The following is a 25,709-nucleotide window of genomic DNA, read 5'->3' as shown; positions in this document are numbered from 1 at the left end:
GTCACGCGGAGGCCCCCCGGTAGGGTGGTCCGGTGACACCGCCAGCCTCGACCGACGTCGTCGGCCAGGCCGCCGCCCGGCGGACCTTCGCCATCATCAGCCACCCCGACGCCGGCAAGACCACCCTCACCGAGAAGTTCCTGCTCTACGGGGGAGCCATCCAGGAGGCGGGGGCGGTCAAGGCCCGTCGAGGCCGTCGCTCGGCGACCTCCGACTGGATGGAGATGGAGCAGAGGCGCGGCATCTCGATCTCCTCGACCGTGCTGCAGTTCACCTACGGCGACACCGTGGTGAACCTCCTCGACACCCCCGGGCACCGCGACTTCTCCGAGGACACCTACCGGGTGCTGGCGGCCGCCGACGCCGCCGTGATGGTGCTCGACGCCGCCAAGGGCATCGAGCCGCAGACCCTCAAGCTCTTCGAGGTCGCCAAGGCACGCTCGATCCCGGTCCTGACCTTCCTGAACAAGCTCGACCGGCCCGGTCGCGACCCCCTCGAGCTGCTCGACGAGATCGAGGAGCAGATCGGGCTGCGGCCCACCCCGGCCACCTGGCCGGTCGGCATCCCCGGCGACCTCCGAGGCGTGATCGACCGACGTGACGGCCGGTTCCTCCGCTTCGGGCGCACCGCACGGGGCGCTACCGAGGCCACCGAGGAGGTGGTCGAGGCCGCCCAGGCGGCGCAGGAGGAGGGCCCGTCCTGGGAGGCGGCGGTTGAGGAGTGCGCCCTGCTCGACGAGATCGGCGCCGACGTGGACCCCAAGACCTTCCTGGCCGGGGAGTCGACCCCGGTCTTCGTCGGCTCGGCCCTGACCAACTTCGGGGTCCGCCTGCTGCTCGACGCGGTGGTCGACCTCGCCCCGGGACCCTCCCCCCGCCTCGACGTCGACGGCGACCCCCGTGCCCTCGACGACCCCTTCTCTGCCTTCGTGTTCAAGATCCAGGCCAACATGGACCCCTCGCACCGCGACCGCATCGCCTTCGTGCGGGTGTGCTCGGGCCACTTCGAGCGGGGCATGACCGTCACCCACGAGGCAACTGGCAAGCCCTTTGCCACCAAGTACGCCTCGCAGGTCTTCGGCAGCGACCGCGAGACCATCGACGACGCCTACCCCGGCGACGTCGTGGGCCTGGTCAACGCCACCGAGCTCGGAATCGGCGACACGCTCTACGTCGACCACCCCGTCCGCTTCCCGCGGATCCCCAGCTTTGCCCCCGAGCTCTTCGCCGTGGCGCGACCCGTCGACACCGGCCGCTTCAAGCAGTTCCGCAAGGGCCTCGCCCAGCTCGACGAGGAGGGTGTGGTCCAGGTCCTGCGCGACGAGGACGTAGGCGACACCGCCCCGGTGCTCGCCGCGGTGGGCCAGATGCAGTTCGAGGTCTTCAGCCACCGCCTCGAGCACGAGTTCGGCGCGCCGGTGGAGATCTCGCCGATGGCGACCAAGGTGGCGCGGCGCACTGACGCCGCCTCGGCGCCCACCCTCCGGCGCACCAGCGGTGTGCGGGTGCTGGCCCGCGCCGACGGCACCCTCCTTGCGCTGTTCGAGAGCCCGATGTGGCTCGCCCGCCTCGAGCAGGACAAGCCCGAGCTCACCCTGGACCGCATCGTCGCCGACTGACGCCGGGTCCGGGCGGGTGCGGTCAGGTCGGGAGGTGCTCCTCGATGGCGCCGATGACCTCGTCGGCCTTCGGGTCGGTCAGGGGGCGGAAGCGGGCGACCACCTCGCCCGCGGGTGACACGAGGAACTTCTCGAAGTTCCACTGGATGTCGCCGGCCTTGCCCTCGGCGTCGGGCACCGAGGTCAGCTCCTCGTAGATCGGGTGGCGGCCCTCGCCGTTGACCTCGACCTTCTCGAACAGGGGGAAGCTGACGCCGTAGGTGGTCGAGCAGAAGGTCTCGATCTCCTCGGCGGTGCCGGGCTCCTGCTCGCCGAACTGGTTGCAGGGGAAGCCGACGACGGAGAAGCCACGGTCGCCGTAGGTCTCCTGCAGCTCCTCGAGGCCGGTGTACTGCGGGGTAAGGCCGCACTTGGAGGCGACGTTCACCACCAGGAGGGCCTTGCCCTGGTGCTCACCGAGCGAGGAGGGCTCGCCGGCGAGGGTCTTGACGGGGATGTCGTGGATCGACATGTCTGCTCCTCGAAGATCGGTCGGGGGTCCAGTGTGGCCCAGAGCAGGCCGATACGCTCCGCCCGTGCGCCACCGGGGGTCCCGTCCGACGAGCCGCCCGCTGGGGTGGGCGCTGGTGGGGACGGTGCTCGCCTGCGCGTCGCTCCTCGTCCTCGCCGGTCCCGCGTCCGCCCAGGCGGGGGAGCGGATCGAGCGCTACGACGTCACCATCACGGTGGAGCCAAGCGGCGACCTCGTCGTGCGCGAGGAGATCCGCTACGACTTCGGGGCTGCCCAGCGGCGGGGGATCCTTCGGACCATCCCCGTCCGGGAGCGCTACGACGACACCCACGACCGCCTCCTGCGTCTCGACCTCCTCTCGGTGCAGACGTCGCCGGGCGCGCCCGACCGCGTGCAGGTGGAGGGCGGTGAGCGCACGACGTTCCGGATCGGCGAGCCGGACGTGTTCATCACGGGGGCTCACACCTACGAGATCACCTACCGCGTCGGCGGTGCCCTCAACGGGTTCGACACCCACGTCGAGCTCTACTGGGACGCGATCGGCCCCGAGTGGGGCGTCCCCATCGGTGCCGCCCGGGTGCGCGTCGACCTTCCCACTGCCCCGACGGAGGTGGCGTGCTTCGCCGGCCCGGCAGGCTCCACCCTGCCGTGCAGCGGGGCCCGACCCGACGCCGGGGGCGTGACGTTCGGCGCAGGCCCGCTCGGCCCGGGCAGCGCCTTCACGGTGGTGGTGGGCCTCCCCGTGGGCTCGGTGGCCGAGCCCGTGCCGATCCTGGAAGAGCGGTGGAGCGCGGCGCGGGCCTTCGCCGTGACCCCGGCGACCGTCGGCACGGCGGGGATCCTCCTCGTTGGCGGCATCGCCGGGGTCGTCGCCCTGTGGTGGCGCACGGGCCGCGACCGTCGCTACGTGGGCTCACACGTCGACGTTGCCTTCGGCAACCCCGACGGCACCCACGAGCGGGTGCCCCTCTTCGACCGCCCCCTCACGCCCGTCGAGTACGTGCCGCCCGACGGCCTGCGTCCCGGTCAGATCGGCACCCTCATCGATGAGGTCGCCAACCCCCTCGACGTCACCGCCACCATCATCGACCTCGCCGTGCGCGGCTACCTGCGGATCGAGGAGCTCCCCAAGAAGGGGTGGTTCTCGTCCCCCGACTGGGAGCTGCACCGGGAGGCACCCCCCGACGACCTCCTGGCCTACGAGCGGAACCTCCACGAGTCGCTCTTCGACGCCAGCCACCCCGACCGGGTTCGGATCTCGGAGCTCAAGGACCGCTTCGCTGCCCGGTTGAGGTCGGTGCAGAGCGACCTCTACGACGACGTCGCCGAGCGGGGGTGGTTCCACACCCGGCCCGACCACGAGCGGGCGCGGTGGGTCGCCATCGGGGTGGGTGTGGCCCTCGCCGGTGTGGTCCTCACCGTCGTTGCCGCCGCCAACACAGGAATCGGGTTGGTGCCCGTACCCATCGTCGTGGTGGGCCTGCTGATCGCTGCCAGCGCCCGGCGCATGCCGCACCGCACCGCGAAGGGGACCGCCGTGATGCGCCGGGTCGAGGGCTTCCGCCGCTTCATCGAGGAGTCCGAGAAGGAGCGGGCCCGCTTTGCCGAGCGGGCCGGGCTGTTCTCCGAGTACCTCCCCTATGCCGTGGTCTTCGGGGCCACCGACAAGTGGGCCAAGGCCTTCGCGGGCATCGACGGGGAGCTGCCCGTGGGCGGCTGGTACAGCGGCACCGACGCCTTCACCCTCGCCCACTTCAGCGGGGCCATGCGCGGCTTCACCGTCACCACCGCGGGCACCCTCACCTCGACGCCATCCTCGTCCGGGGGGAGCGGCTTCGGCGGGGGTGGCTCGTCCGGCGGTGGCATGGGCGGCGGTGGGGGCGGCTCCTGGTAGGTCGGTGTGACCCTTACCGGCCCGCTGGTGGGGTGACGTCGAAGGCGTCGAGGACCCCCTGGTTGAACCCGGGCCACGCCTCGGTCGCCCACGTCCCGAAGTCGCGGTCGGTCAGGCAGCCGGCGGCGACGCCGGCGTCGGGGTCGACCCACACGAACCCCCCGGCCCGACCGAAGTGGCCGTAGGTGCGGGGTGAGCCGCCGGGCGCGGTCCAGTGGGGCGACTTCCGGCCCCGGACCTCCACCCCCAGGCCCCAGTCGTTGGGCGATCGCCGGCCGAAGCCCGGGAGGACCCCGTCGAGTCCGGGGAAGGCGGTGGTGGTGGCCTCCGCCAAGGTGGCGGGGGCGAGGATGGTGGGCGCCTGGAGCTCGGCGAGGAGCCGGCCGAGGTCGGCGACGGTCCCCGTGGCCCCCGATGCGGGGGAGCCCTCGAGCCGCGTCCCGGTGAGGTGGAGGGGCTCGAGCACCGCGGCCCGGAGGTACTCGTCGAAGGGCATCGCCGCGGCGGCCGCGACCGCGTCGGCCAGCGTCTCGAAGCCGGCGTTGGAGTAGATGCGTCGCTTCCCCGGCGGCGCGAGCGGGACCGCCTCGTCGGGGGCGAGGCCGGAGGCGTGGGCGAGGAGGTGGCGCACGGTGGCGCCCGGAGGCCCGGCCGGAGCATCGAGGGCGACGGTCTCCTCCTCCACGGCGACGAGGACGGCGACCGCGGTGAGGACCTTGGTGAGCGAGGCCAGGGCGAAGCGCCGATCGATGTCTCCGTGGTCGACCGTGCCACCGCTGGCCCGCACCACCACGCCCGCGGCGGTGCCCACCGGCCAGGCGTCCATCGCTGCCAGCGCGGCGCGCGCCCGGCTCCGCTCGTCCTCCGTCACACCGGCACCTCCCGCGCCGCGTCCGGCCTCTGGGGCGATGCCCGACGGAGGCGGGAGCGCTGCTCGACCGCGAGGGCGAGGAGGCCGCCGGCCACCATGCCGGCGACGTGGGCCACCCACGCCACTTGGGCGATGTCGGGGGTGAAGAACTGCAGGACGAAGTACAGGCCCAACAGCACATACGCCGGGAGGTACACGACTTGGAACACCAGGTTTGGCACCAGGGTGAGGATGCGGGTGTGTGGGTGGAAGATCACGTACGCGCCCATCACGCCCGAGACGGCGCCCGACGCGCCCACGGCGGGCACGGCGTCGGTGAGGTTGGCGGCGACGTGGCCGAGCATGGCGAGGATGCCTGTCACCACGTAGAGGCCGAGGAAGGCCGCATGGCCGAGGCGGTCCTCCACGTTCTTGCCGAACAGCCAGAGGAAGAACATGTTGCCCACCAGGTGGATGACCCCACCGTGCAGGAACATGTGGGTGAGGAGGCTGAGCGGCACGTGCTTCTCGTCGGGGACCGCCGAGAGCCGGGTACCCCGGTCACAGCCCTCGGGCTCGGAGACGAGCGGCTCGAGCCGGCGCACCTCACAGGGGATCACGCCCCACTGGTTGACGTGCTCCTCCGCCACCGCCCGCTGGCGGGCAGGGTCGGCGGAGGTCGCCCCGGTGTCGAGCGCGCCCGACTGGAAGACCGGCGGCTGGAGCAGCAGGAACACCACCACGTTGGCCACGATGAGCGCCCAGGTGACGATCGGCGCCCGCTCGGCCGTGCTGTCGTCGCGCAGGGGGAGGGCCACGGCTCAGCTCGCCGGCTGCCACTGGGGCAGCCGGATGACGACGGTGCGCCCAGCGAGGTCGTGAGGCCCGAGGTTGTGGTTCGACAGGCGCACCCAGGCGGCCAGGATGAGCTGGAGCGGCGGCACGTAGAACAAGGGGGCGAGCACCAGGGCGCGGAGGAACGACCGCCAGGGGCCGGGCGGTTCGCCGCTGCGGCGGTCGACCACCATGACCCGTTCCCGCCAGTGGCCGCCCGTCTGGCCGTAGCGGCTGACCCGCCAGGTCTCGTCGGCGACGAAGGCGGTGAGCCACGCCAGCGAGATGACCACGAGCGGACCGATCCCGTCGCCGAGCTCTCCGGACGCGGTGAGAGCGACCGTGCCGGCCACCAGCAGCGGGGCGTGGTCGAGGCGGTGGGCGCGCGCCCGACGCCGCTCGGCGAGTGAGGCCACCGGCCCGAGGGGTGTCACCGGCGTGCGCTCGCCGGCCGCCTCCCACTGGCGGACGTAGTCGTGGGCGATGAGGGAACCGAAGGCCCGGGGGAGCACGACGGTGCCCGACCGACGGTCGTGGAACCCCCGCCGCATCGGGCTCAGGCTCGCCGAGGCGACCAGGGCGGGCAGGCCCACGACCGAGAGCCCCACGACGGCGACGATCACCGACCGGCGCAGCGCGGCGGCGACCGGGAGTGGTCCGGCGTGGTCGAGGGCGCGCACGCGCAGTCCGGTCGCCAGCTTGCCCGGGGTCGCGCCGACGCTGGCGAGGAGCGAGGCCTCCTGGGCTGTGACGAGGAGGATCGCCACCACGAACCCCAGCACCGGGCGGTCGTCGGGGGTCAGGGCGAACGCGGCCACGGTGAGGCCGGCGGCGATGACGGCGTCGATGCTGCGGGCGAGCGCCCGGCGACCGACACCGACGAGGGGTGAGGTGCTCGTGGCCAGGGGCGCAGTCTGGCAGGGCGGGCGCGGCTCGGACCAGACCGGCGCCAGCACCTACCGTTGCGCTCCGTGCCCACCGCCGACGCTTCTCTCCACCTTCGTCGGCGCCGCCGGACGAGTGTCATCGCCGGTCTCGTGCTCGCCGTCGCCCTCGCTCTCGCCGGCTGCGGTGGGGATCCGGGGGCCGGCACCGGCGCCGCGGTTGGCATCGCCTACGGCCCCGGCGGCCGCGGCGACCGGGCCGAGAACGACCTGGCATCGATCGGCGTGCAGCGCTCGGTGGTGGCCCACGACGTGCGCGTCCAGGAGGCGGCGCTGAGCGACGAGGTCCCCGATCGCGAGGTCCTGCTGCGCCTGCTGGCCGAGGGCGGCAACCGTCTGACGGTGGGGATCGGTCCGGGGTACGACCGGGCGGTGGTGCCCGTTGCCGAGGACTACCCCGATCACCACTTCGTGGTGGTGGGGGGCGAGGCGACGGGTGACAACGTGGCTGCCGTCCGCTTCGCCGACGAGCAGGGGGCCTTCCTGGTCGGTGCGGCTGCCGCCCTGACCTCGGAGACCGGCAGGATCGGCATCCTCGTCGAGCGAGCCGACGAGCGGGCGCGCCGTCACCGGGCGGGCTACGCCGCCGGCGCCCGCCACGTGCGCCCCGACGTCGAGGTCGACCTGTGGGTCATCGACGACGCCCCGGTCGACACGGCCGCGACCGAGGTGGCCGTGGCCCGCGAGCTGGCGGTGCTGCTGTACGAGGCGGGAGCCGACGTGGTCTACGAGGCTGCCGGCGGGAAGGTGGTGGGCGTCCTCGAGGCCATTCGCCGCCTCGAGGCCGACGGGCGCCAGCGTTGGGCGATCGGCAGCGGCACCGACCAGTACGACGAGGTCAGCGAGACGGCCCAGTCCCGCCTCCTCACGACGATGCGGTCCCGGCTCGACCTCGCAGTCGAGGTCGCGGTGACGGGCTACGTCGAGCGGGGCGGGCCCTCGGGTACCACGGTGCTGGGCCTCGCCGAGGGCGGGGTGGGCTACACCGACAGCGGAGGTCACCTCGACGTCGTCGACGATCAGCTGCAGGCGCTGCGCCGGCAGATCATCGCCGGCGAGATCGAGGTGCCCACCTCTTGAGCGGGATCCCTTCCGTCAAGATACAAGTACCATACAAGTGTGGATGCCGGGTTGGTCGTGCTCGTGGGGGTGGCGGCGCTCCTCACGTCGGCCATGACGGCCGTCCTCGGCTTCGGCGGCGGGCTGGTGCTGCTGGCGGTGCTCGTGCTGTGGGTGGAACCGGTGGTGGCCATCCCGCTGCACGCGGCGATCCAGATCGTCTCCAACGCCACCCGGACGGTCATCCGGCGGCGTGACGTCGACCGGGCCGTGGTGGCGCCGTTCGCGTTGCTGCTCCTCCCGGCAGGGGCGCTGGCCATGCCGCTGGTGGTCCGGGCGCCGTCGGAGGCACTGCAGGTCGCAATCGCCCTGACCGTGCTTGCGGCTACCTGGGTCCCCGAGGTGCGGGGCGGCGCCACCCGGGCGCCGAGCCGTGTCGGTTGGGTGGCGGTGGGCGGGGTCATCGGCGCCCTCAACGTGGTCGTCGGTGCCACCGGACCGCTCCAGGCGCCGCTCTTCCGGGCCGCCGCGGCGAGCCGTCAGGCCTTCGTGGGCACCTTCGCCGCCAGCCAGGTGGCGGGTCACGCCGCCAAGATCATCCTCTTCGGCCTCGCCGGCCTGGCGCCCACCCGCTTCCTTGCGCCGGCCGCGATTGGCATGGCCGGGGTGGTGCTCGGCACGGCCGCCGGAAGCTGGGCGCTCGACCGCATGAGCGAGCACCGGTTCCGGGTGCTCTACCTCGTCGCCATCACCGCCACCAGCCTCTACCTGCTCGTCGACGCGGCGTGGTGAGGGGTCGAGGGGCGGGTCGTGACGCTGAACAAATGGGCTCAAACCGTTGCAGGAGAACGTATGTTCGACTACCATGGGGACATGTTGGAGCGGTTGGCTGAGGTGATTGACGAGGTCGACATCCCTGCCTCCGGCGAAGCCATCGCGGAGGTGTGCCGCCTGGTGGACCTGCTCAACGCCAAGCTGAGCGACGCCCTCGGACGCTTCGACGTCGATGCGGGGTGGTCGCCCGACGGGGCCACGTCGTTGACCGCGTGGTTGCGTCATCACACCGCGATGTCGGGCGCGGCGGCGTCGTCGACAGCCCGCACGGCGCGGCGGCTGCGGTCGCTACCGCTCACCGGTGACGCTTGGCGCGACGGGCGGCTCTCGGGCGGGCAGGTGCAGGCAGTGGTGGCCAACGTCGACGACGCCACCATCGGCCTCCTCGCCGACCACGAGGCCGAGCTGGTTCCAGTGCTCGAGCCGCTCGACGTGGCCCAGACCGCCACGGCCATGCGCCGCTGGAAGGAGCGGGCCGACGCCGTGGTCGACCGCGGCGACCCCGCCCCGGCACGGCGGTCGCTGCGCCTGTCGCGCACCCTCGGCGACCGCTACGAGCTCACCGGCTCCCTCGACGCCGAGTCCGGCGCCACGATCGAGGCCGCCCTGCGCCTCGCCCTGACCGACGACGCCGAAGGCGAGGAGCGCACCGCCCCCCAACGCCGCGCCGACGCGCTGGGAGACATCTGCCGGTTCTTCCTCGACCACCAACAGACCCGGGCCGGAGGGCGGCACCGCCCTCACCTCAACATCGTCGCCACCCTCGACGATCTCGACGGCGACGGGCCCGGCCAGGTGATCGACGGGCCGCTCCTGCCGGCGGCCAGCCTGCAGCGGCTCCTGTGCGACAGCGCCGTGCACCGGGTGCTCATGAAGGGCCGCACCAGCATCCTCGACTACGGCACCGCTACCCGCACCGTGCCCGCCAACCTCTACAACGCCCTCGTGCTGCGCGACCGGCACTGCCGCCATCCCGGCTGCGACCGACCACCAGGTTGGTGCGAAGCGCACCACGTCATCCACGTCAACCGACATGGACCCACCAAGTTGACCAACCTGGTCCTCAAGTGCTGCCGCCATCACCACCTCGCCCACCTCCCTCGCTGGAGCGAGACCATGGACCCCGACGGCACCCTCACCATCACCGATCCCCACGGTCGCACCTGGACCACGCACCCGCCCGGCGTCCTCGACCTGCGGCTCCCCGAGCCCGCCGCCGCCTGAGCGGCGGGCAATGGGGTCGAGTGCCTGGCCTCGCGGCACTTGTCGCCTCCCCAGTGGCACTCCGGGTCGCGGACTGCTGGGCGCACTCCGGTGATCGAGTGGTCAGAGGGAAAACTCGAGTGCCTCGACTCGTGGGCTGCTCCTACGATGTCGGTGGCTGCGCAGACGGGGAGTGACGTCCCCTGAGCAGCCTCACCGAATGAGGCCGTCGGAGCATCCGGCGGTGAAGTGTGGTGGCACCGCGGGATCCCCTCGCCCACACATCTGGGAGTTCGACCGGATGGAGGCGAAGGATGGAACGCAGGTTGGCCCACGAGCTCTGCGCACACGTTGGTGAACGCGTGCGCGTGCAGGGATGGCTGCACCACCAACGGCAGCTCGCACAGGTTGCCTTCGTCCTGCTTCGGGACCGCAGCGGGGTCGCCCAGGTCGTGGTCGTCGATCCCGACCTGCGGCAACGAATCGCGGGTGTGGCGTGTGAGTCCGTGATCGAGGTGACTGGCGAGGTCGCCAGCAGCGTGCAGGCGCCGGCAGGCGTCGAGATCGTCAACCCTTCGATAACGGTGATCTCCAGCGTCGACTCTGCGCCGCCGCTCGAGCTGCGGCGGCCGCAGCTGAACGCGCAGCTGCCGACACTGCTCGATCACGCAGCGATCTCGCTGCGCCATCCCCGTCGACGCGCGATCGCGCAGATCGCCTCGGCATCGGTAGCGGGCTTCCGCTCGACGCTCGACGGTTCCGGGTTCACCGAGATCTTCACCCCGAAGGTCGTGGCATCCGCCACCGAGTCCGGCGCGAACGTCTTCCCCATCGACTGGTTCGGGACCCAGGCGTATCTGGCTCAGAGTCCACAGCTCTACAAGCAGGTGATGGTCGGTGTCTTCGAGCGCGTCTACGAAGTGGCACCAGTGTTCCGTGCTGAGCCGCATGACACTGCGAGGCATCTCGCCGAGTACGTGTCCCTCGACGCCGAGGTGGGGTTCATCACCGACCACCGTGATGTCATGGCGATCCTCGGCACGGCCCTCCACGGGATGCTCGGGGCGATCGCCGAGACTGCCGCACCCGCCGTGGAGCTGCTCGGGCTCACCTTGCCGACGGTGCCAGAAGCGGTCCCGGTGGTTGACTTCGCCGACGCCCAGCAGATGATCGAAGCCGCGACCGGCCGTCCAACGGTCGGCGAGCCTGACCTTGCTCCACATGACGAGCGCTGGCTGTGCGAGTGGGTCCTGGCCGAGCACGGCTCAGAGTTCGTCTTCGTGACGGGCTACCCCATGGCGAAGCGGCCCTTCTACACGCACCCTGACCCTCAGGACGGGGCAGCGTCGAACAGCTTCGATCTTCTCTTCCGAGGACTTGAGCTCGTGACTGGGGGCCAACGACTGCACCGGCTCGAGGACTACGAGGCCGCGCTCGCCGGCCAAGACCTCACCGCGTTCGATGGCTACCTGGAAGCCTTCCGGCATGGGATGCCGCCTCACGGGGGCTTTGCGATCGGCCTCGAACGGTGGGTCGCCCGCCTCACCGGCGCTGCGAACATCAGAGAGGTCACGCTCTTCCCGAGAGATCTCCACCGTCTCACGCCGTAGGTCGGACGAGCTTCGGCGTCGCATCTGAACCGCGTCTACGTCAGCGTGTCGATCACCGAGTGCGGTAGCGATCGGTCGATGTCGAGGGACTCGAGCGCTGACCGTAGGCTGGTGACGACATCGGCGCCGTACTTCGGGCCCCAGCGATCTTCGACCCGGCCGACGGTCGCTTCGTACTCGTCGCGGGTGTTGCGGCCGCGTGACGTCGGCACGGCGAGTCGCACCTTGGGGTCGTCGGCGTCGCGCAAGATCTCGATGTAGCCATGGCGCTCGAGGACGGACTTGCCGTCGCCCTTGAGCCGACTGAGCATCGGGATCTCGCTGACCAGCGCACCCTCGTCCGGCAACAGGCGTAGCACCGTCGCAGCGAGATGGAGCCCGCCGATCCAGAGCTCCTCGAAGTCGGCTGCAAACGCCACGAACGTCTGCGACAGCAACGCCGAGAGGGGCAGGGCCGCGACGCTCGAACCGTCGACGTCGTGCCGGAGGACCGGCGCCCAGTCCGCAGCGTGGGTCGGCACCTTCGAGTCGATCTGGCCACCACCCGCGGTGTAGACGCCTCCGGTGATCGAGTGATCGGCCGGGCCGTAGCCGGTCGGGTGGTGCGGCCACTCGAGGTAGAGCTGGCAGACCACCTCGCGGAGTGGTGCGACGATGTCGCCGCCGACAGCTGCCTCGACGTCGGCGTCGAGCGACGGCCATCGGTCACGAGCCATCTCGCCGGCCGGCGATGGCCGCACGGCACCTCCTTCATGCACCAGCCACCCCTGCTTCTCCGCCGCGCCGACAGCGGCGCGAACCGCCCGCTTGGACAGGCGCGCTGCAGCCGGGAGCTCGCGCAGGTCGATGCCGTCGCCGACCGGCCGGAGCACGTTCGACCACACCGCCAGTGTCGGCAGACCGGCCGAGCCGGCGCCTCGCTGCTCGTACTCCTGCGTCACCGTGACGAGCGCCTGTGCCAGCAGGGCGTTCATGGGCAACCTCATGGCACGCCGGCATAGCACGCCTCGGACGCCAGCGCTCGCCCCTCAGGCGTCGACGAGCTGGACCTCGTCGCCCTCGGCGATCGTGCCCGGCTGCGTCACGTCGACGTAGATGCCGAGGTGGTTGGCGTGCAGGTCCTCGAGGGCGGCGTACATCTTCGCCTGCCGCTCCAGCCCGGGCTGGCCGCGCAGTGGCATGGCGCAGCGCACGGTGGGGTGGCGAGGCGTCAGGACGGCGTCGCCGATCCTGAGGTGGCACCCGTCGCACCATGCGTCCTCGCCGAAGGGCTGCACGTCGGCGTCGAGGACGATGTTGGGGCGGAACCGCCGGACGTCCCAGTCGAGCTCGGGGTGGACGCGGGCGCACCCTTCGAGCGTCGAGGACGTGAGCAGGTGGATGCCGGCGAGGTCGAGGAACGTGCCCGGCGGCGTCGGGATGGCGACCATCTCAGCGTCGTCGTTCGGCGGGTCGAAGGTCATCTCGTAGGAGACCTGCTCGCGCGCTCGGGGGGTGTCGAGGTGCACCTCGCGTCCGAGCCACGCCGACAGCCGGGCATCGACCTCGGGGTCGTCGCTGCGCACCTGGCCGCCGTCCGGCAGGGTGATCGTGACCGCCCCGGCGTCGTCGCGCTCGGCGGAGGCGAGCAGCAGGGCCGAGTAGCGCTTGGCGCTCATCAGCGCGCCCGTGTCTCGGTCGATCAGCGCGAAGCCTCGGTCGTCGTGCACGCCCGTGCTCACCAGCTCCAGGGATGGCAGCCGGGCCCCTTGCATGGACTTCACGGGGTAGCGCCACAGCTCTTCGACGGTTCCGATTCGCATGGACCGGTGATAGCACTTCGATGATGACGAGCGTGCGAGTGGCCAGACGACGATTGCTCGATGGGGGCCGGCGGGCCCGTCGCTACGTGCGGCGCCTCGAGCGGGGCGACCCACGGCCGCCGATCCCGCCGCCGCTCCCGGCCGGGCGGATCGTCGACGTCCCGGGCCGTGGCGAGGTGTTCGTTCGTCAGTCGGACGGCCCGCCGGGCGCGCCCACGGTGCTGCTGCTCCACGGCTGGACCGCGTCTGCCGACCTCAACTGGTGGCGGGCCTACGACGCCGTCGGGGGGCTGGCGTCGGTGGTGGCGGTCGACCACCGCGGCCACGGTCGGGGGATGCGGAGCGAGGAGCCGTTCACCCTCGAGGCGGCTGCCGACGACGCTGCGGGCGTGGTGCGGGCCCTCGGGCTGCGCTCCGTGATCGCCTGCGGCTACTCCATGGGTGGCCCCATCTCGATGCTGCTGTGGCGGCGTCACCCCGAGCTGGTCGACGCCCTCGTCTTCCAGGCCACCGCCCTGGAGTGGCGGGCGAGCCGTCGCGAGCGGCTGGTCTGGAAGACCATGGGCCTGCTCGAGTACGTCCTGCGGCTGGGCGCGCCACGCGGGATGATCGACCGCCTGCTGCGCGACGCCATCGAGACCAGCCCCGACCTGGCGCCCTACCAGGGGTGGCTCAAGGGCGAGCTGCGTCGGGGCGACCCCACCGACACAGCTCACGCCGGGCGTGCCCTCGGCGGCTACGACGCCCGTCCCTTCGCCAGTGAGGTCGACGTCCCGACCGCCGTGGTGATCACCACCGAGGACCGGCTCGTCCGGCCCCGCAAGCAGCGGGCGCTGGCCAAGGCGGTGCCCGGCGCGACCGTCCACCAGCTCCGGGGTGACCACGACGCGTGCCTGGTGTCGGGCCGGGACTTCGCCCGGGTCACCGCCACGGCGATCGACGACGTGATCAGTCGGCTGCCGCCCCGGCCCACGGTCGACCGCCGTTAGCGTGCGGGTCCATGGCCGTCGCCCTCATCACCGGTTGCAGCAGCGGCTTCGGGCTCCTCGCCGCCCTGCACGGGGCCCGCCAGGGCCACACGGTCGTGGCGACGATGCGCGACGCCTCCTGCGCCGGCGAGCTCGAGGCCGCCCGGGACGACGAGGGCCTCGACCTCCGCATCGTGGCGCTCGACGTCACCTCCGACGCCTCGGTCGCCGCCGCCGTCGATGGTGTCGTCTCCGACCTCGGCCGGATCGACGTGCTGGTGAACAACGCCGGCCTGGGCATCCGGGGCGCGGTCGAGGAGGTCGACGTTGCCCAGGCGGAGGCGGTCTTCGCCACGAACGTCTTCGGCGTGCTGCGGGTCACCAAGGCGGTGCTGCCGGTGATGCGCGACGCCGGCTCGGGCGTGATCGTGAACGTGTCGTCGATCGCCGGGCGCGTGAGTCCGCCCTTCGGTGGGATCTACGGCGCCTCGAAGTACGCCCTGGAGGCGGTCAGCGAGGCTCTCCACTACGAGGTGCACCCCTTCGGCATCCGGGTCGCCGTCGTGGAGCCGGGCAGCTTCCCCACCCGCTTCGACGACAACCGCCAGGTCGCCGATGCCGACGGCTCGCCCTACGACGAGCTCCGGGCCCGGTGGGACGCTGCCTACGGGAACGTGCCGGGACGGGAGGGCGGACCGGCCGACCCGCAGGTCGTCGCCGAGGCCATCTGGGAGGTCGCCACCGACCCGGAGGCCCCCCTGCGGCGCCTCGTGGGCACCGACGCCGAGCTCCTCGGTGCCCTCCGCGCCGACCTCGACGACGACGCCTTCGAGCAGACCGTGCGCACCGCCCTCGACTTCTGGGACTGACGCGCACGGCCCTGAGTGTCTTGGAGTGGGGTCGAGGCGCTACCCTGGGTGGTGCGAGGTGGCACGCAGCATCGTGGCCTCGCGGGTTGCCTCACCGCTCCTCCCCGTCCAGACGGAGTGCGGCGCCGCGATGGCGACCCACCTTCCGCAGATGACGATCACCAGGAGCAACCCAACCATGAGCACCACCTTCGCCGCGCTCGGCGTCTCGAGCGATCTCGTCGACTCCCTCGCCACCCGTGGCATCACGGCCCCGTTCCCCGTGCAGGCCATGACGATCCCCGACGGCCTCGCGGGCCTCGACGTGTGCGGCAAGGCCAAGACGGGCTCGGGCAAGACCCTGGCCTTCGGTCTGCCCATCGTGGAGCGGGTCGAGGAGGCCGAGCCCCGCCACCCGCGCGCCATCGTCCTGGTGCCCACCCGGGAGCTGGCGGTCCAGGTCACCCTCGAGCTCGAGCCGCTCGCCGCCCAGCGCGACCGCATCGTGCAGGCGGTCTACGGCGGCACCGACATGGACAAGCAGCTCAAGTCGCTCGAGGAGCCAATCGACATCGTCGTCGCCACCCCGGGTCGCCTCATCGACCTGATCGACCGCAAGGAGATCTTCCTCGACGCCATCGAACAGGTCGTGCTCGACGAGGCCGACCGGATGGCCGACATGGGCTTCCTCCCGCAGGTCGAGTGGGTGCTCCGCCACGTGAACCCGGATCACCAGACGATGCTGTTCTCCGCGACGCTCGACGGCGAGGTCGACCACCTGGTCCGGGTCCACATGAAGGACCCCGTGTTCCACGAGGTCGCGTCCGACAACGTCACCGTCGAGGACATGACCCACCGCTTCCTCCAGGTCCACCAGATGGACAAGGTCAAGGTGGCGGCTGCCATCGCTGCCGGCACCTACCGGTGCCGGATGTTCGTCCGCACCAAGCGCGGCGCCGACCGCCTGGCCGAGCAGCTGGAGAAGGAGGGCGTGCGGGCCGAGCCGATCCACGGCGACCTGCGCCAGGGCGCGCGCGAGCGGGCACTGAACGACTTCATGTCCGGCGAGCTCCATGTGCTCGTCGCCACCGACGTCGCCGCTCGAGGGATCCACGTCGACGAGATCGACGTGGTGGTCCACTACGACCCGCCCGCCGACCACAAGACCTACCTGCACCGCTCGGGCCGGACCGCCCGGGCCGGCAGCGCCGGCGTGGTCGCCACCCTCGTGCTCTGGGACCAGGAGCTCGAGGTCAAGGCCATGCAGAAGCGCATCGGGCTCGACCTCCCGCTGGTCGAGGTCTTCTCCAACGACCCCCGCCTGGCCGACCTGGCGGCGTGGGACGACAGCGAAGCCGTCGCCTGACGACCACCCCGCCGAGGGGTCGTTGACACCTCACTGACGCGTCTGTCAGTGTCCGGCCGTGCCGACCATGGACTCGCTCAGCATCGCCAGCGACCCGGCCGCGCTCACCCCGGCGTGGCTGACCGAGGCGCTCCGCGCTTCCGGTGAGCTCGGCGACGAGGTCGCCGTCACCGAAGTCGACCTCGCCCCGGTGGGCACCGGGCAGATGTGCGACAGCATCCGGGTGCACCTCACCTACGACGGCGCCCCCGACTCGGCGCCGGCGACGCTCGTCGCCAAGCTGCCCGCCGCGGACACCACGAGCCGCGAGACCGCCAAGTCGCTCGGCAGCTACGAGAAGGAGGTGCGGTTCTACCAGCAGCTCGCCGGTGGGCTGCCGGTGCGCACGCCCCGATGCCTGTACGCCGACATCGACGTCGCCGACGCCGACTTCGTGCTCTTGCTCGAGGACATGGCACCTGCCGAGCAGGGCGACCAGCTGGCCGGCTGCCCACCCGAGCAGGCCGAGGTCGCCGTCGCCGAGCTCGTGAAGCTGCACGCCCCCCGGTGGGACGACCCCACGCTCGGCCAGCTCGAGTGGCTCCACCGCGACCCGGAGGCCGGGCGGATGTTCCTCTCCCAGCTCCTCCCCATGCTGCACGAGGGCTTCCGGGAGCGCTACGCCGACCGCCTGAGCCCGGAGGCTGCAGGAGCCTGCGACGCCCTCTTCGCCTCGCTCGGCGGCTACATCGGCCGCGACCCCGGACCCGTCACGGTGGCCCACGGCGACTACCGCCTCGACAACCTGCTGTTCGGTGGCCACGGGGGCGGGGTGCCGGTGGCGGTGGTCGACTGGCAGACCGTCACCCTGGGGCCGGCGCTGACCGACGTGGCGTACTTCATCGGGGCCGGGCTGGTGCCCGACGACCGCCGGGCGCACGAGGACCGACTTGTGCACCGCTATCACGACGACCTCGTCGCCGCCGGCGTTGGGGGCTACGGCTGGGACCGGTGCTGGGAGGACTACCGGCGTGGCACCTGGGCCGGGCTGGTGATGGCGGTCGCAGCTTCGATGCTCGTGGAGCGCACCGAGCGGGGGGACGAGATGTTCATGACCATGGCCGAGCGCCACGCCCTCCACGCCCTCGACCTCGACGCCGTCGAGCTGCTCCGAACCTAGGGCCGCTCCCGGCCGGCAGGATCGGTGGCCCGTTCTCGGCCGGTCGATCGGGCAGACTTGGGCCGTGCGGGACTGGGTCGTGGCCAGCGGGATCATCGAGGGCGACGACGGGGTCCTGCTGGTCAAGAACCTGCGCCGCGACGGCCGTGCGGACTGGTCGCCACCCGGGGGGGTGGTCGAGGTCGCCGACGGCGAGAGCGTCCTCGACGGCCTGACCCGCGAGGTCGAGGAAGAGACGGGGATCACCGTGACCTCCTGGGAGGGGCCCGTCTGGGAGGTCGAGGCGACGGCGGAGGGCATGGGGTGGCGTCTGCGGGTCGAGGTCCACCGGGCGCTGGGGTGGACGGGGCAGCTGGCCGTCGACGACCCGGACGGCATCGTGGTCGACGCCCGCTTCATCCCGGTCACGCACTGCCCCTTCCACCTGTCCGAGGCTTGGCTGCCGACCCACGAGCCCTTCTCGGCGTGGCTGGCCGAGCGCTGGACCGAGCGCCGGCACTACCGCTACCGGATCGACGGCGAGGCGCGCGCGTCGATGGTGGTCACCCGCTTGTGACCACCGCCGACGCGGCCGGGGTCGCCGGGCTTGCCGGGATCGAGGTGGTGGGGGACCCCACCATCCTCCACGTCGACATGGACGCCTTCTTCGTCTCGGTCGAGCTCCTCGAGCGACCCGACTTGCGGGGTCGCCCCGTGGTCGTCGGCGGGGACGGCAACCGGGGGGTCGTGGCCGCAGCCTCCTACGAGGCTCGCTCGTACGGCATCCACTCGGCTATGCCGTCGACGCGGGCGCGCCGGCTGTGCCCCCACGCCACCTTCCTCCGCGGCCGCCACGCCCGCTACCAGGAGGTCAGCACCGAGGTCTTCGGCATCTTCCGGAGCATCACCCCCCTCGTGGAGGGCATCTCGCTGGACGAGGCCTTCCTCGACGTCGCGGGTGCCCACCGGCTGTTCGGCACGGCGCCCGCCATCGCCGAGCTGCTGCGCCGGCGCGTCCACGACGAGACGGGGCTGTGGTGCTCCGTCGGCGTGGCGCCGCGCAAGCTCATCGCCAAGCTGGCGTCGGAGGCCGCCAAGCCCGGCGCCTCCCGCGCCGGCCCGCAGCCCGGCCGAGGCGTGGTGGTGGTCGGACCCGCGGAGGAGCTGGCGTTCCTCCACGCCCACCCGGTGGGCGCGCTCTGGGGTGTCGGCCCGGCGACGCTGGCCCGTCTGGAACGCCTGGCGGTGCGCACCGTGGGCGATCTGGCAGGCCTCCCCGAGTCGACGCTCGTCGCCGCCCTCGGCAAGGGGGCCGGTAGCCACCTCCACGCCCTGGCCTGGGCGCGCGACTCGCGTGCCGTGGTCCCCGACACCCGCCCGAAGTCGGTCAGCCACGAGGAGACGTTCTCCCGCGACCACCACAGCCTCGAGACCCTCGACCGCGAGGTGGTCCGTCTCTCCGAGGCGGTCGGCACCCGGTTGCGGCGAGCGGGGCTGGCCGGACGCACCGTGTCGGTGAAGGTCCGCTTCAACGACTTCCGGACCATCACCCGCTCAGAGACCCACCCCGAGGGCATCGACACGGGCGTCGCCATCGCCCGCACCGCTCGGCGACTCCTGGCCGAGGTCGACCCCTCACCGGGCGTCCGCCTCCTCGGGGTGGGCATCACCGGCTTGGCCGGGGGCGCCACCCGCCAGCTCAGCCTCGAGGCGAGCGACGAGCCCGACTGGACCGACGCCACCCGGGCGGTCGACGCCATCCGGGGTCGCTTCGGCGACGCTGCCATCGGGCCGGCCGTGCTCGCCGGCCGTGGCGGCCTCGAGGTCAAGCGGCAGGGAGACCAGCAGTGGGGCCCGGGTCGGGACCCCGCGCCGTGATCGAGATCGGGATCATCGGCTGCGGGTTCATCGGCACCATCCACTCGCGGGCGATCAAGGGAGTGGTTGGGGCCGGCCTGGTCGACGCGTCGGTGGTCGCCACCTGCGACGTCGACCTCGAGCGCGCCCGGGCCTCGGCTCGGCCACACGGGGCGGCCCTCGCCACCACCGACCCGCACGAGCTGCTCGACGCCGTCGACGCCGTCTGGATCTGCACGCCGACATCGTCCCACCGCGGCCTGGTGGAGGCTGCCGCCGCCGCGGGGGTGGCCCTCCTGTGCGAAAAGCCCCTCGCGACCTCCCTCGAGGATGCCGAGGCCATGGCCGCCGCCGTCGCCGCCGCTGGCATCCCGGCGCAGGTGGGGCTGGTGCTGCGGACGGCCCCGGCCTACCAGGCGGTCGTCGACCTGGTGCGCTCGGGCTCGCTCGGGCGCCCCATGGCGGTGGTGTTTCGAGACGACCAGTTCCTCCCGGTCCGCGGGCACTACGCCTCGACGTGGCGGGGCGAGGTCAGCATCGCCGGCGGGGGCACCCTCCTCGAGCACTCCATCCACGACGTCGATGTGCTCTCGTGGCTGCTCGGTGAGGTCACCTCGGTCTCGGCGCGCACCGCCGCCTTCGCCGCCCTCCCCGGCATCGAGGACGTGGCCGTGGTGACCCTCACGTACGCCTCTGGGGCGGTGGCGACGCTGGCGAGCGTGTGGCACCAGGTCCTGACGAGGCCCTCCACCCGCTCGCTCGAGGTCATCTGCGAGGACGGCATCGTCGCGGTCACCGACGAGTACACGGGCCCCCTGACGGTCACCACCGACGCCGGGATCGAGGAGCGCGCCTGCCCGTACCCCGACTGGGTCGATGGCCTGGGCATGCGGGGCGAGCTGGGAGCCGCGGCCGCCGGGTACGCGCCGCAGGCCCGGGCGTTCCTCGACGCCTTGGCCGCCGGGCGGCCGCCGGCACCCGGGCTCGGCGTGGCCGTCGCGGCCCACCGGATCGCGGCCGCCGCCTATCGCTCGGCGGCAGATGGAGGGGCTCCCACGGCACCGTGACCCGCCCCGGGGCGCGTTGTCGTCGCTGGCCTCGCGTGCGAAGATCGTGGGTAGCATCGGCGCAGGGCGAGTTCGTGGAGGGTAGGCGGCGTGCCGCTTTCGGAGGACGAGGAACGCATCATCAGGGAGATCGAGCGCGAGCTGTCCGCGTCCGATCCCGACCTGGTGCGCGAGGTCTCCTCGACGACCGTGTTCCGCCACGCGGGCCGCAACCTCAAGTGGGCAGCACTCAGCTTCGTCGTCGGCGTCGTGTTCATGGTGGCCACCCTGAGCGTCACGCCGCTGCTCTCGTTCGTCGGCTTCCTCGCCATGCTCGGCTCCGCGTTCTTCTTCGAGCGCAACCTCCGCAAGATGGGCCGAGTGGGCTGGCAGGAGTGGAGCACCTCGATGCGCTCGGCGGGCATGAAGGACTACTTCGGCAACACCGGGCAACGCGTCCGGGACCGGTTCAAGAAGGACGAGTAGCCCTCGGCGGTGTCCAGCCCGACTTGAGGCTGGCTCCCCGCGGTGCGTACCGTCGCCCCCATGCCGAAGCAGAAGCGAGCGTTCAGCGTCGAGATCGAGGCGCGGCTGACCGTGCAGGCCTTCGACGAGGCGTCCGCTCGCAAGAAGGTCGAGCGGGTCCTGGCGGAGGGAAGGGAGCTCGGACCCGACGTGGAGAGCACCGACGCCGTGTGGACCTACGCCGTCACCGCCCAGGAGTAGCACCGGGCCCGTCAGCGCGAGGCCAGCTCCTCGCGGACGTCGCGGCGGGAGGTCCGAGCCGGGATGAGGGGTCGAGGGTCGAGGGCCCAGCGCACCCGGGTGGGGCCGTCCAGCGTCCCGGTGACCGTCCGCTCGATCGTCTCGGCAGCGTCGACGGCCTGCCCGGCGGTGTCCGCACCGACGTCGCCGGCGGCATAGGTGGCCGCGGTGGACGCGCCGGCGAGGCCACGGAGGAGCGCGGGGTCGACGCCCTCGGTCCGTCCGGCGCGCCGGGCGTACTCGGCGGGGGTCTCCCACGGCCGCTGGGGTGTGCCGGCGCGGGCGAGCAGCTCGCCGACCTCCGTCCAGGCCACCTGGACGCGGTCGGAGTTGGTGGTGGCCGCGGCGCGACGGCGGTCGCGACGGCGGCCGGCGACGAGGGCAAGGGCGCCCGCCCACAGCAGGGGCACGATGACCAGCAGAGCCAGGACGATCAGGAGCCGCGGGAGCCAGCGGCGGGCAGCCGAGTCGCCGGGGTCCTCGCCGCCCGCGCCGCCCCCGCCCTGGTCCGGGAAGAGGTCGGGCATCGTCGTGGGGGCACCCTCCCCCTGGTCGGTCGGCACCTCGGTGGTGGGCGGGAAGGTGGTCCCCGTGGTCGGGTCGTCGGGAGACGCCTGCTCTTCGGGGACTCCGGTGTAGGGCTCACCGCCGGGGATGCCGCGCCCGGGGGTCGGCTCGAAGGCGACCCAGCCGTAGCCGTCGAGGTAGACCTCCGGCCAGGCGTGGCCGTGGAGGCCGCGTACGTGGTAGCGGCCGTCCTCGCCGAGCTCGCCGGGGGTGAACCCCACCGCCACCCGTGCGGGGAGGCCGACGGCACGGGCCATGGCCGCGTAGGCGCCCGCGAACTGCTCGCAGTAGCCCCGGCGGCTCTGGAACAGGAAGTGCTCGAGGGCGTCGCCGCTGTGCCCGGGCGGGATCTCGAGGTCGTAGGTGAAGCTGCCGTCGCGGAAGTGATCCTGGAGGCGGCGCGCCCGGTCGAACTGGGTGAGGGTGGGGTCGCCTGCCACCTGGGCGGCCAGCTGCTGGACGGGGATGCTGAAGCCGTCGGGCAGCGCCGTGTAGGTGTCGCGCACCTGGCTCGGCGCGACGTTGGGGGCGGTGGCCAGGCTGGCGGCGTCGAGGGTCTTGAGGGCGGAGGTCACCCGGTACTCGAGGCCGGAGGCGGTGTCCTCCTCGGTGAGGAGGCTCCCGGAGTCGCCGTCGTAGCGGGCGTCGGTGCCCTCGACGGCGACGGGCTCGAACGCGGCGGGTAGCCAGATCGAGGAGAGGAGCCCGACACGCACGTCCTGGACTGCGACCTCGGCCGGGGCCAGGTGGGCTGGCACGTCCGACTCCAGGGTGCCGCGTGCCGGACGGTATTGGCCCTTGGAGGACCAGATGCGCCCGTCGAAGGTCTCGAGGGAGGTGAGACGCCAGTAGCTGCGCCGCTCGGAGGCGACGGTGAAGACCTCGACGTCGGCTTGGTCGACGATTCGGGCCCGGATGTCGACGAGGGGGCTGATGGTCACCCGTGACTCGGGGTCGCCGCGGTCGCTCGCCCGCCACGGGATCACGGCGTCGTCGCCGGCGCCGGGGAGCTCGGGACCGACGAGGGTGGCGGCGGCCACGGACAGCACGGCAAGGGCGGCGCCGGCACGCAGCAGGGACTTCGATCCGGCCCGGGCGTCGCTGGCGAGCCACGTCGGGGTCGTCGCCTGGTTCCGTGCGCGCTGTGCGAGCCAGTAGGCGAGCAGTGCCAGGAGGAAGGGGACCGTCGTGGTGGGCCGTCCCTGAGGCTCGGCCAGCGCCGCCCCGAAGATGAAGAGCGTCGCGCCTGGCACCGCGGCCTCGACGGGTGCGTTGGCCCGGAAGGCTGCGGTGTCGGCGGTGAAGGCCACCACCCAGGCCCCCATGGCGGAGGCCAGGACGAACCCCGGCTCCACCGGCGCGGGGGCGACCACGTCGCGGAAGGTGGCCAGCGCGTCGGCCAGCTGCTCCCGGGTGGTGGCGAGGGTCTCGCCGGTGGGCAGCCCGTACGACGTGGTCTCGGGGAGCAGGAACCAGGCCACGGCCAAGGCCAGGCCGCCCGACGCGATGACGGCGGTGGCGAGCGGCCCGAGGCGGGCGCGCCGGCAGAGCACCGCCAGCAGGTGGGCGCCGACACCGAAGCCCATCACGGGCACCAGGAACGATCCCTCGACGAACAGCTGGCTCAGGCCCAGTGCGGCCGCCACGGTGATCGCCGTCAGCGCCACCTCGGCCAGCACCAGGAGCTCGCCCGAGACGTGAGGAGCCCCTGGCTCCGTCCCGATGGGGCTGGGCTCGGGTGCGCCGGTCTCGGCCGGCTGGGTGAGGGTAGCGGTCACGTGGTGGCCCTCGCCCGTGACCGGCTGCGCCGGCGGGAGGCGATCGCCCGGTCCCAGGCCGGCCCGAACGGCGTGGAGCCGTCGATCAGAAGGACGTCGCCGACGATGCCGGTGCCGCCACCTCGTCCGGGTACGAAGCCGACGATCGTGACGTGGCCGTAGGAGGTGCGCAGGCGCCCGGCGGCCTCGAGGTCGGGCCCCGCGGCGCCGCCCAGGATGGCGGCCAGCGCGCCGCCGTTGCCCGGTCGGCGCAGCGAGAGCACGACCTGGGCGAGGTGGCTGTCGTCGGAGGTCCGCACCATCGCCAGGCGCTCCATGATCGACTCCACGTGGGCGGAGCCGGCGCCGAAGCCGGTGTCGTCACCCGCGGTCGTGACCAGGCGGATGAGGAACTTCCGGGAGGCGCAGGCGACGGTGATGCTGGCAGCGGCGCTCACGGCCCGCTCGAAGGTCTCCGGTGAGTGCATCTGCCGGCGGGTGTCGAGCAGGATGGTGGCGCGACCCTGCCACGGCAGCTCGTCCTGGCGGACCATGAGCTCGTCGCGGCGGGCGGTGGAGGGCCAGTGCACCCGCCTCAGGTCGTCACCGACCACGTACTGGCGCAGGGCATAGAAGTCCTCGCCCGAGGCCGTGAGCGCGTTGGGGTGGTCGGCACCACCGTGGGGGTCGTCGCCCTGGGTGTGGGGGAGGGGGCGGATCGACTCGATCGCCGGCCACACCGTCAGCTCGGCGATGGGCGCTCCCGGGGTCGAGACCGACGCCAGGCCGAACGGGTCACCGACCTCCACCGCCAAGGGGCCGATGCGAAGGAGGCCGCGCTTCTCGGTGGGCAGGCGGTAGGCGGCACGGACCGCGTTGCCGCTCGCCAGGGGCGACAGCACCACCTTGGCGCTGCGTCCCTGACCGACGGGGTCGCGCAGCTGGAGCAGCGGGGTTCGGCGGGCGCCGCCGTTGCGGACCCGGAGCTCCACCCGGCTCAGGCTGCCGGCGTGGACCCGGGGCGGGTGCAGCTCGCGGGCGATGTCGAGGCGCAGGCGGGTCAGGCCGACGGCGACGGTGGAGAGGACCACGAGGAAGAGCCCCGCGGCGCCGATCACGTACAGCTCGGTGACGCCGAAGAGGCGTCCGAGGCCCAGCACGACGACGGCGCCGACCACCACCAGCCACCCCTGCCGCGTGAGCACCGCCCTACCGGCTCGACTTCCCCGACGGGACAGCGACGTGGCGCAGCACGTCGTCGACGATCTCGGCCGTCTCCACGCCCTGCATGGCGGCCTCGGGGGTGAGCGAGAGCCGGTGGGCGAGGACGTGTTGGGCGAGTGCCTTGATGTCGTCGGGCACCACGTAGCCGCGGCCGCTGGCCGCGGCGCGTGCGCGGGCCGCCCGCTGCAGGGCCAAGGTGGCGCGTGGCGACATCCCGAGCTCGAGGGCGGGGTGGCGCCGGGTCGTCTCCGCCAGGTCGACGAGGTAGCTCTGGAGCGCCGGGGCCACGTGGATGGACCGGGCGGTCGCGCTCATGGCCAGCACGTCCTTGGCTGTGGCGACGGGTTCGAGGTGTTCGAGGATGTCGTCGCCACCCTGGCTCTCGAGGATCCCGACCTCAGCGTCGCGGGCCGGGTACCCCACCGAGATGCGCATGAGGAAGCGGTCGAGCTGGCTCTCCGGGAGGGGGTAGGTGCCCTCGTGCTCCACGGGGTTCTGGGTGGCCACGACCATGAACGGCTCGTCGAGGGCATAGGTCGTCCCGTCGACGGTGACCTGGCGCTCTTCCATGGCCTCGAGGAGAGCGGACTGGGTCTTCGGCGATGCCCGGTTGATCTCGTCACCCAGGACCAGGTTGGCGAACACCGCCCCGGGTCGGAAGTCGAACTCGCCGCTCTGGCGGTTCCAGACGGTGACGCCCACCACGTCCGACGGTAGGAGGTCGGGGGTGAACTGGATGCGTCCCCACCTGCAGTCGAGCGAGGTGGCGAGGGCCTTGGCCAGGCTGGTCTTGCCCACGCCCGGCACGTCCTCGATGTGGAGGTGGCCCTGGGCCACGAGGCACAGGAGCACCAGCTCCACCACCTCCGGCTTGCCCTGCACGACGGTCTCGACGTTCCCGGCGATCGCCGCGAACGTCTCGGCGAAGGCGGCGGGCTCATCAGCCGACGATCGTTGCCTGGCCACCTGGCTGCCGTCCTTCCCCGTGGGCGCCACACCGGCCCAGCTCGTCG

Annotated in this window: 24 protein-coding genes; 15 read left to right on the top strand and 9 right to left on the bottom strand. The window is 72.6% G+C overall.

Going from position 1 to position 25,709, the window contains the following annotated elements:
* The first annotated feature begins 32 nt into the window (after positions 1 to 32).
* A complete protein-coding gene (locus tag VMN58_09415; GenBank protein HUF33410.1) occupies positions 33 to 1,619 on the top strand; it encodes a peptide chain release factor 3 in 1,587 nt (528 codons plus the stop codon).
* Between the two features lie 22 nt (positions 1,620 to 1,641).
* Here VMN58_09415 and VMN58_09410 read toward each other — a convergent pair whose 3' ends face one another.
* Positions 1,642 to 2,130 (bottom strand): glutathione peroxidase, encoded by a 489-nt coding sequence (locus VMN58_09410; GenBank protein HUF33409.1) that lies wholly within the window; start codon positions 2,128 to 2,130, stop codon positions 1,642 to 1,644.
* Between the two features lie 64 nt (positions 2,131 to 2,194).
* Here VMN58_09410 and VMN58_09405 point away from each other — a divergent pair, with 64 nt between their 5' ends.
* On the top strand, positions 2,195 to 4,024 hold the full coding sequence (locus VMN58_09405) for a DUF2207 domain-containing protein (protein ID HUF33408.1): 1,830 nt from the start codon (positions 2,195 to 2,197) through the stop codon (positions 4,022 to 4,024).
* A gap of 13 nt (positions 4,025 to 4,037) precedes the next feature.
* Here the strand turns inward: VMN58_09405 and VMN58_09400 are convergent, their stop codons facing one another.
* Genes VMN58_09400 through VMN58_09390 form a run of 3 tightly spaced genes read right to left on the bottom strand, consistent with a single transcriptional unit; the run spans position 4,038 to position 6,664 of the window.
* The gene (locus VMN58_09400) at positions 4,038 to 4,895 is read right to left on the bottom strand and encodes a serine hydrolase domain-containing protein (GenBank protein HUF33407.1); all 858 of its coding nucleotides are present in this window, start codon (positions 4,893 to 4,895) and stop codon (positions 4,038 to 4,040) included.
* Positions 4,892 to 5,692: a rhomboid family intramembrane serine protease gene (locus VMN58_09395; protein HUF33406.1), complete on the bottom strand. Its 801-nt coding sequence runs from the start codon at positions 5,690 to 5,692 to the stop codon at positions 4,892 to 4,894. The genes VMN58_09400 and VMN58_09395 overlap by 4 nt, the downstream gene beginning before the upstream one ends.
* A gap of 3 nt (positions 5,693 to 5,695) precedes the next feature.
* Complete coding sequence (locus VMN58_09390; GenBank protein ID HUF33405.1) at positions 5,696 to 6,664, bottom strand: RDD family protein; 969 nt, start codon at positions 6,662 to 6,664, stop codon at positions 5,696 to 5,698.
* Positions 6,665 to 6,679: 15 nt separating this feature from the next.
* Between VMN58_09390 and VMN58_09385 the strand changes: the two genes are divergently transcribed.
* The 4 genes from VMN58_09385 to aspS all read left to right on the top strand — a co-directional run bounded on the left by VMN58_09385 (position 6,680) and on the right by aspS (position 11,358).
* Positions 6,680 to 7,732 carry a BMP family ABC transporter substrate-binding protein gene (locus VMN58_09385; protein ID HUF33404.1) on the top strand — a complete coding sequence of 351 codons (1,053 nt, stop codon included), beginning with the start codon at positions 6,680 to 6,682 and terminating at the stop codon, positions 7,730 to 7,732.
* Positions 7,733 to 7,771: 39 nt separating this feature from the next.
* A complete protein-coding gene (locus VMN58_09380) occupies positions 7,772 to 8,503 on the top strand; it encodes a TSUP family transporter (GenBank protein HUF33403.1) in 732 nt (243 codons plus the stop codon).
* A gap of 81 nt (positions 8,504 to 8,584) precedes the next feature.
* Entirely contained in the window at positions 8,585 to 9,769 is a 1,185-nt protein-coding gene (locus VMN58_09375) for a DUF222 domain-containing protein (GenBank protein HUF33402.1), read from the top strand.
* Positions 9,770 to 10,074: 305 nt separating this feature from the next.
* Positions 10,075 to 11,358 carry an aspartate--tRNA(Asn) ligase gene (gene aspS / locus VMN58_09370; protein HUF33401.1) on the top strand — a complete coding sequence of 428 codons (1,284 nt, stop codon included), beginning with the start codon at positions 10,075 to 10,077 and terminating at the stop codon, positions 11,356 to 11,358.
* Between the two features lie 35 nt (positions 11,359 to 11,393).
* Here aspS and VMN58_09365 read toward each other — a convergent pair whose 3' ends face one another.
* Positions 11,394 to 12,344, bottom strand: a complete 951-nt coding sequence (locus VMN58_09365; GenBank protein ID HUF33400.1) for a hypothetical protein — start codon at positions 12,342 to 12,344, stop codon at positions 11,394 to 11,396.
* A 42-nt stretch (positions 12,345 to 12,386) separates the two neighbouring features.
* Positions 12,387 to 13,160 carry an MOSC N-terminal beta barrel domain-containing protein gene (locus VMN58_09360; protein ID HUF33399.1) on the bottom strand — a complete coding sequence of 258 codons (774 nt, stop codon included), beginning with the start codon at positions 13,158 to 13,160 and terminating at the stop codon, positions 12,387 to 12,389.
* A gap of 38 nt (positions 13,161 to 13,198) precedes the next feature.
* On the opposite strand from VMN58_09360, the gene VMN58_09355 reads away from it, so the two are divergent.
* The 9 genes from VMN58_09355 (at position 13,199) to VMN58_09315 (ending at position 21,109) form a co-directional block, all read left to right on the top strand.
* A complete protein-coding gene (locus tag VMN58_09355) occupies positions 13,199 to 14,149 on the top strand; it encodes an alpha/beta fold hydrolase (GenBank protein ID HUF33398.1) in 951 nt (316 codons plus the stop codon).
* Between the two features lie 11 nt (positions 14,150 to 14,160).
* Positions 14,161 to 14,997 carry an SDR family oxidoreductase gene (locus VMN58_09350; protein ID HUF33397.1) on the top strand — a complete coding sequence of 279 codons (837 nt, stop codon included), beginning with the start codon at positions 14,161 to 14,163 and terminating at the stop codon, positions 14,995 to 14,997.
* A gap of 178 nt (positions 14,998 to 15,175) precedes the next feature.
* Positions 15,176 to 16,342 carry a DEAD/DEAH box helicase gene (locus VMN58_09345; protein ID HUF33396.1) on the top strand — a complete coding sequence of 389 codons (1,167 nt, stop codon included), beginning with the start codon at positions 15,176 to 15,178 and terminating at the stop codon, positions 16,340 to 16,342.
* Between the two features lie 67 nt (positions 16,343 to 16,409).
* Positions 16,410 to 17,501: a phosphotransferase gene (locus VMN58_09340; protein ID HUF33395.1), complete on the top strand. Its 1,092-nt coding sequence runs from the start codon at positions 16,410 to 16,412 to the stop codon at positions 17,499 to 17,501.
* Positions 17,502 to 17,565: 64 nt separating this feature from the next.
* Entirely contained in the window at positions 17,566 to 18,057 is a 492-nt protein-coding gene (locus VMN58_09335) for an NUDIX hydrolase (protein ID HUF33394.1), read from the top strand.
* Complete coding sequence (locus VMN58_09330) at positions 18,054 to 19,358, top strand: DNA polymerase IV (protein HUF33393.1); 1,305 nt, start codon at positions 18,054 to 18,056, stop codon at positions 19,356 to 19,358. Before VMN58_09335 ends, VMN58_09330 begins: the two co-directional genes overlap by 4 nt.
* Positions 19,355 to 20,404, top strand: coding sequence for a Gfo/Idh/MocA family oxidoreductase (locus tag VMN58_09325; GenBank protein HUF33392.1), 1,050 nt, complete (start codon positions 19,355 to 19,357; stop codon positions 20,402 to 20,404). The genes VMN58_09330 and VMN58_09325 overlap by 4 nt, the downstream gene beginning before the upstream one ends.
* A gap of 90 nt (positions 20,405 to 20,494) precedes the next feature.
* Positions 20,495 to 20,869 (top strand): DUF3040 domain-containing protein, encoded by a 375-nt coding sequence (locus VMN58_09320; GenBank protein ID HUF33391.1) that lies wholly within the window; start codon positions 20,495 to 20,497, stop codon positions 20,867 to 20,869.
* Positions 20,870 to 20,929: 60 nt separating this feature from the next.
* Complete coding sequence (locus VMN58_09315) at positions 20,930 to 21,109, top strand: hypothetical protein (GenBank protein HUF33390.1); 180 nt, start codon at positions 20,930 to 20,932, stop codon at positions 21,107 to 21,109.
* A gap of 11 nt (positions 21,110 to 21,120) precedes the next feature.
* Here the strand turns inward: VMN58_09315 and VMN58_09310 are convergent, their stop codons facing one another.
* From VMN58_09310 to VMN58_09300, 3 genes are read right to left on the bottom strand one after another with little or no spacing between them, the layout of a single operon-like run.
* Positions 21,121 to 23,493, bottom strand: coding sequence for a DUF3488 and transglutaminase-like domain-containing protein (locus VMN58_09310; GenBank protein ID HUF33389.1), 2,373 nt, complete (start codon positions 23,491 to 23,493; stop codon positions 21,121 to 21,123).
* The gene (locus VMN58_09305) at positions 23,490 to 24,677 is read right to left on the bottom strand and encodes a DUF58 domain-containing protein (GenBank protein HUF33388.1); all 1,188 of its coding nucleotides are present in this window, start codon (positions 24,675 to 24,677) and stop codon (positions 23,490 to 23,492) included. The genes VMN58_09310 and VMN58_09305 overlap by 4 nt, the downstream gene beginning before the upstream one ends.
* A gap of 4 nt (positions 24,678 to 24,681) precedes the next feature.
* Entirely contained in the window at positions 24,682 to 25,692 is a 1,011-nt protein-coding gene (locus tag VMN58_09300; protein HUF33387.1) for an AAA family ATPase, read from the bottom strand.
* Positions 25,693 to 25,709 lie beyond the last annotated feature (17 nt).

The organism is Acidimicrobiales bacterium, assembly GCA_035512495.1.
Lineage (GTDB): Bacteria > Actinomycetota > Acidimicrobiia > Acidimicrobiales > CADCSY01 > DATKDW01.
This window is presented reverse-complemented; position numbering and strand designations above follow the sequence as displayed.